The following is a 5,066-nucleotide window of genomic DNA, read 5'->3' as shown; positions in this document are numbered from 1 at the left end:
GTTGGTGTGTTTCCAATGTATGCAAGGACTTTTCGTGTTTTTACATCTAAAACAAGTACCGCAGCATTGTACACTTGATTCTGTTGTAACTCTTTGTAATGTTTGGCAACAATTGCATTTGTTTCTTGTTGTAAAAAGGTTTCCACAGAGGTTTGTACACGTTTTCCTTTGTGTGTTTCGGCAACCTTATCTAGTAAATGTGTTGCGGTTTGTGGCAGTTGATAGGGTTTTTGTGGCAATGGTTCTTTAACGGCTAAATCGTAGGTGAGTTTGTCAATAATTTGTTGATCAAATAGTTTTTTGAGCAACCGATTGCGTTTGTTTTTTAATCGTATTTGATTCTTTCCAGGGTAAATCAAACTTGGTGCATTTGGCAATACGGCTAAGGTTGCATTTTCTGCCCACGACAATTCTTGCGGTCTTCTTCCAAAATAACGCCAAGCTGCGGCATCCAATCCGACCACATTTCCACCAAAAGGAGCATGCGAAGCGTATAGTTTTAAAATTTCTTCTTTGGAATAACGTAATTCCAATCGTGTTGCCAAAATAAGTTCTTTGGCTTTTTCAAAATAGGTGCGTTTTTTTCCTTTGCGAGATAAGCGAATTACTTGTTGCGTTAAGGTGCTTCCGCCGCGTTGTACTTTGCCCGAAGTCATGTTTTGCCACAAGGCTTTTGTCATGGAAACTGGATTGAATCCTGGGTGATTGTAAAAATAGCCATCTTCAAACTGTATAATACAGATTTTGAATTTCTCGGGAACGGAATCTAATTGTGGAAAACGCCATTGTCCATCATCGGCAATTTTCGCGCCAAGCAACACACCTTCACGACTTTCAATTACGGTAGCAGTTGGTACCTCAAATAAAACTGCTGGCAAACAGAAATAATAGGCAATTAACAGCACGCAGATGATTACTGTTTTTATCTTATTATGCTTTATTTTTCTGATGATGTATTTGAGCAAAGGTTTTTAATTTAATAATTTTAATTTTAGAAAAGCTATAGTAAATGTAAGATTGAGTAGAGAATGCAAGCGTATTTTTTATGTTGAGAGCTACTTTTATATTTGTATTACTTTTTATTTTCAAAGTACTTCTCGATATAAAATTCTTCCAGAATTTCACTCGAAGTGACGTTAGAAATTTTCAATCAAAAACGTTCCTTAAAACTATACTCACGCTCTACTTTACAAATTTTTACATTATAATATGCGTACCAATTTTTGATGCCTTTTTGTTGTGCCACTAAATGATCTGTATGTTGTTTCCATTGCTGGATTGCGTCTAAACTTTCCCAATAACTTACGGTAATTCCAATTTCGTTTCGGGCGCTATCAATTCCGATAAATCCCTTTTGTTCTTTGGCTACATCTTCCATTTGTTGTGCCATTTCTGCATAACCTGCTGTTGTTTCCGTTTGGATAGACGTAAAAATGACGGCGTAATAGGGTTTAAATGCTGAGTTCATATTATCTAATTAAAGAAAAATTACCTGAAAAAGTTTGTCCTTCCAATGTTTGAAATTTATACCAATAATCGTTGCTTGGCATTGGTTTTCCTCTGTAAGTTCCGTCCCAACCTTCTATTTGTCCGGGTCTAAAATAGAAAAGCAGTTTTCCGTAACGATCAAATATATACATAATTGATGTTTGTTGTATTGCTACAGATATTCCTTCTACATTCCAAGTATCATTTATAAAATCGTTGTTTGGTGTAAAGAAATCTGGAAAATAGATATTTGAGATATCTACCACAGTATCATAACAATCTGGATTTATAAAAAAGTTGGTTATACTTTTACAGCCATTGGTATTTGTTACTGTTACAAAAATTTCTTCGGTATTGCCTGTAGCGTAATAAATAGGATCAATACTATTTATATCTAGTTCGGCGTTATTCTCAGAGAGGAAAAACTCTAAAGTATAGTCTGTGTTTCCATCTGTTATGATTTCACTGTAAATATCATTCAAGTCAAAATAACCTTCTAAATTCGTATTTATATAGCAATCTGACAGTAACCGTATGCTGGGCGAATTTACAAAGGGTTCTATAATTGGGTTTTCAAAAGATTGAATTGTAAACTGAGTAGTTTCAAAACAATTTGTATCATTATTTTCCACGCGAATGTAAATAGTTGCTTGTACAGCAGGAATTGTATAATTTGTATTTAGAGAATTTGTACTGGTTTCAGCATCTGCTAGCGAATCATGATACGAGACCGTAATATTTTGTGTAACGTTTTGTAAAAGCTCATTTTCTACTTGAGTGAGATTAAAAGGACCATCAATTTCATTTATACAAAAACTAACAGCGCTTGGAATTGTAATTTCCAAACTTTCAAAAGTAATGACATTAAATAAGGTTACAGCAAAACAATCACTATCAGTGATTTGTACACGTACGTAGATAGTATCTTGGTTTGTGTTTGCGTTATAGTTAGTATTGATTGCGTCAGTATTTGTATTTGCATTATTTAACGTTGTGTGATAGGTAACGATTACATTTTGTGATGTATTTGCTGTTAATTCATTTTCTACTTGTGTAAGATCAAAACTACCGTCATTTGCGCAATGCATAATATCACTTGGAGTTGTTATTTGTAGACTTTCGTTAAGAATAATTTCAAATTGCGAAGTTTCAAAACAATTGCTATTGTTTGTGTTTTCTACACGAACAAAAATAGTTTCTTGACCAGGAGAAATTTGATAGTTGTTATTAATTGGATTTGTACCTGTTGTTGCATCACCCAAACTTGTATAGTAGGTTACTATAACAGCAATTGTATTGTTTTGAAGCAACTCATTTTCTACTTGTGTGAGATCAAAAGTAGTGTCGTTTTCACATTGCGCAATGTTGCTTGGCGTTGTTATTTGTGGGTTTTCATTTAGGATAATATCAAATTGCGAAGTTTCAAAGCATTCGGCATTGTTTGCATTTTCTACACGAATAAAAATAGTTTCCTGACCAGAAGAAATTTGATAGTTGGTATTGATTGGGTTTGTACCTGTTGTTGCATCACCCAAACTTGTATAGTAGGTTACTATAACAACAATTGTATTATTTTGAAGCAATTCGGTTTCTACTTCTGTAAGATCAAAAGTATCATTGTTTTCACATTGCGCAATGTTGTTTGGTGTTGTTACTTGTGGATTTTCATTTAGGATAATATCAAATTGCGAAGTTTCAAAACACTCGCTGTTTGCTGCACTTTCCACACGAACAAAAATAGTTTCTTGTCCTGAAGTTATTTGATAGTCTGTATTGATTGTATTTGTTCCTGCTGTAGCGTCTGTAAAATTTGTATAATACGTTACTGTAACAGGAATTGTGTTGTTTTGAAGTAATTCATTTTCAACTTGCGTGAGATCAAAAGTATCATTGCTTTCACATTGTGCAATGTTGTTAGGTGTGATAATGATTGGAGTTAAATTTACTGAAATTATAAACTGACTTATAGAAAAGCAATCATCAGCTACATTTTGCACTCTTACATATATAGTTTCTTGATTTAGTGTTGTTGTATAATTAGAATTTATAGGATTTGTATTTGAAGAAGCATTATTTTCAGAATTATGATAGCTAATCGTTACAGGATTTGTAACATTTTGCAATAACTCTGTTTCTACGTCTGTCAAGTCAAATGAAGTACTGTTATTTTCAGAACCACACATTGTTAACGTTGCTGGTGCTGTTAAATTTGGCAGTGTATTAGTAATGACAAGATTTACTTCTATAATCTCATAAGTTCCTGTTAATGTATTTTCAACTCTTACATAAATAGTTTGTCCGCCTTCCTCAGTATTGGTCCAAGTATCAGAAAGCGGGTTTATATTGCCATTTGCATCGGAAACACTTATATGTGATGAAGCCACATAACTAAATGCTTCATGCAATCCTGCCGCACCGCCCCAAGATCCATAAGGAAAGTCATTATTTAGAATTGTTGTGAATGTAAAGGTATCTAGGTCTATTCTATATAATTCTGTAGGAGAGACTCCGTATAATTTACCAAGTTCGCTGGCAAGACCATAGGTAGCAAGAAGGATGTTTCCTAAATCTACATGCGATACATAGTTAAAATTATCATCTATTGTTACTTCATATAACCTTGTGCCGAAAGTAGTACCCCAAGAAATATACATTTTATCATTTAGGATGACAAAATCACCACTAGGAGAGCCAAAACCAAAGTCGTGCCATACATAAGGCGGATTCGTTTCATCACTATCATATCTGTATACCAAGCTATTACCACCACCGTAATATAAATTTCCTTGTGTATCAAATGATAAGGAATTTGCGTTAATTGTACCTAAAGCGGTAACTACATCTGTACTACATGTGGTTTCATCTACAGAATAAACAGAAAAAGAATTAGTGACATAAATAACACCATCTTCATCTACAGCGATATCTGTTAAATAATCATTATAACTACAAATGAGGTCTACAGTAACGGTTCCTGAAAGATCACTTAATTGAATGACATCACCATCTAATGTTGAAATTAACACACCTTCTTCAACAACTCCATTGCCGTCATCATAGTTTTGCAAGACTTGCGACTCAATACCTACAATATCTATTTCAACAAAACCATCATCGTCACAAATAATAAATTCTAATGGATCCATCATTTCCGTAGATTTTTCATTAAAGGGTATCTCTTTGAGATTTCCCGAAAAGGAAAAAAGCCCTAAAATAATAATGAATCCTATTCTAAATTTTGACATATAATTTTTTTTGCAACTTTTCTTCCTTTTAGATGTAAATAGTAACAAAAGGTTGCGTTTCGTTTAATAGCAATGAAATCTTGATAACATTAATTATTTCACAATTTCAATCCATTGCCCTTTAGTTCGCACAAAGAAATCATTATCATACATAGCTTCTGCCTGAACGCCCGGTAAATAATACTTTCCTAAGTAAGAAGCATTCAATAATACATTGAATGTTTTTGCTTTTCCAAGTTCCAAATCAAAATAGAAATTCACGCGATCGTCTCTAATATCAGTATGTCGCGCTTCGCTAGATGGCGTATTTCCATAATCGGTAAAACGTGTATT

4 protein-coding genes are annotated in these 5,066 nt (G+C 33.6%); all 4 read right to left on the bottom strand.

What is annotated here, in order from left to right:
- On the bottom strand, positions 1–965 hold a 965-nt coding region (locus AB8B65_RS12345; RefSeq protein ID WP_405301351.1), incomplete at its 3' end, for a transglycosylase domain-containing protein.
- Between the two features lie 185 nt (positions 966–1,150).
- Positions 1,151–1,468, bottom strand: coding sequence for an antibiotic biosynthesis monooxygenase family protein (locus AB8B65_RS12340; RefSeq protein ID WP_405301350.1), 318 nt, complete (start codon positions 1,466–1,468; stop codon positions 1,151–1,153).
- A 1-nt stretch (position 1,469) separates the two neighbouring features.
- Positions 1,470–4,733 carry a T9SS type B sorting domain-containing protein gene (locus tag AB8B65_RS12335; RefSeq protein ID WP_405301349.1) on the bottom strand — a complete coding sequence of 1,088 codons (3,264 nt, stop codon included), beginning with the start codon at positions 4,731–4,733 and terminating at the stop codon, positions 1,470–1,472.
- Positions 4,734–4,826: 93 nt separating this feature from the next.
- Positions 4,827–5,066 (bottom strand): hypothetical protein (locus tag AB8B65_RS12330; RefSeq protein ID WP_405301348.1); only part of this gene is annotated, 240 nt, incomplete at its 5' end.

It is taken from the genome of Kordia sp., assembly GCF_045105435.1.
GTDB lineage: Bacteria > Bacteroidota > Bacteroidia > Flavobacteriales > Flavobacteriaceae > Kordia.
This window is presented reverse-complemented; position numbering and strand designations above follow the sequence as displayed.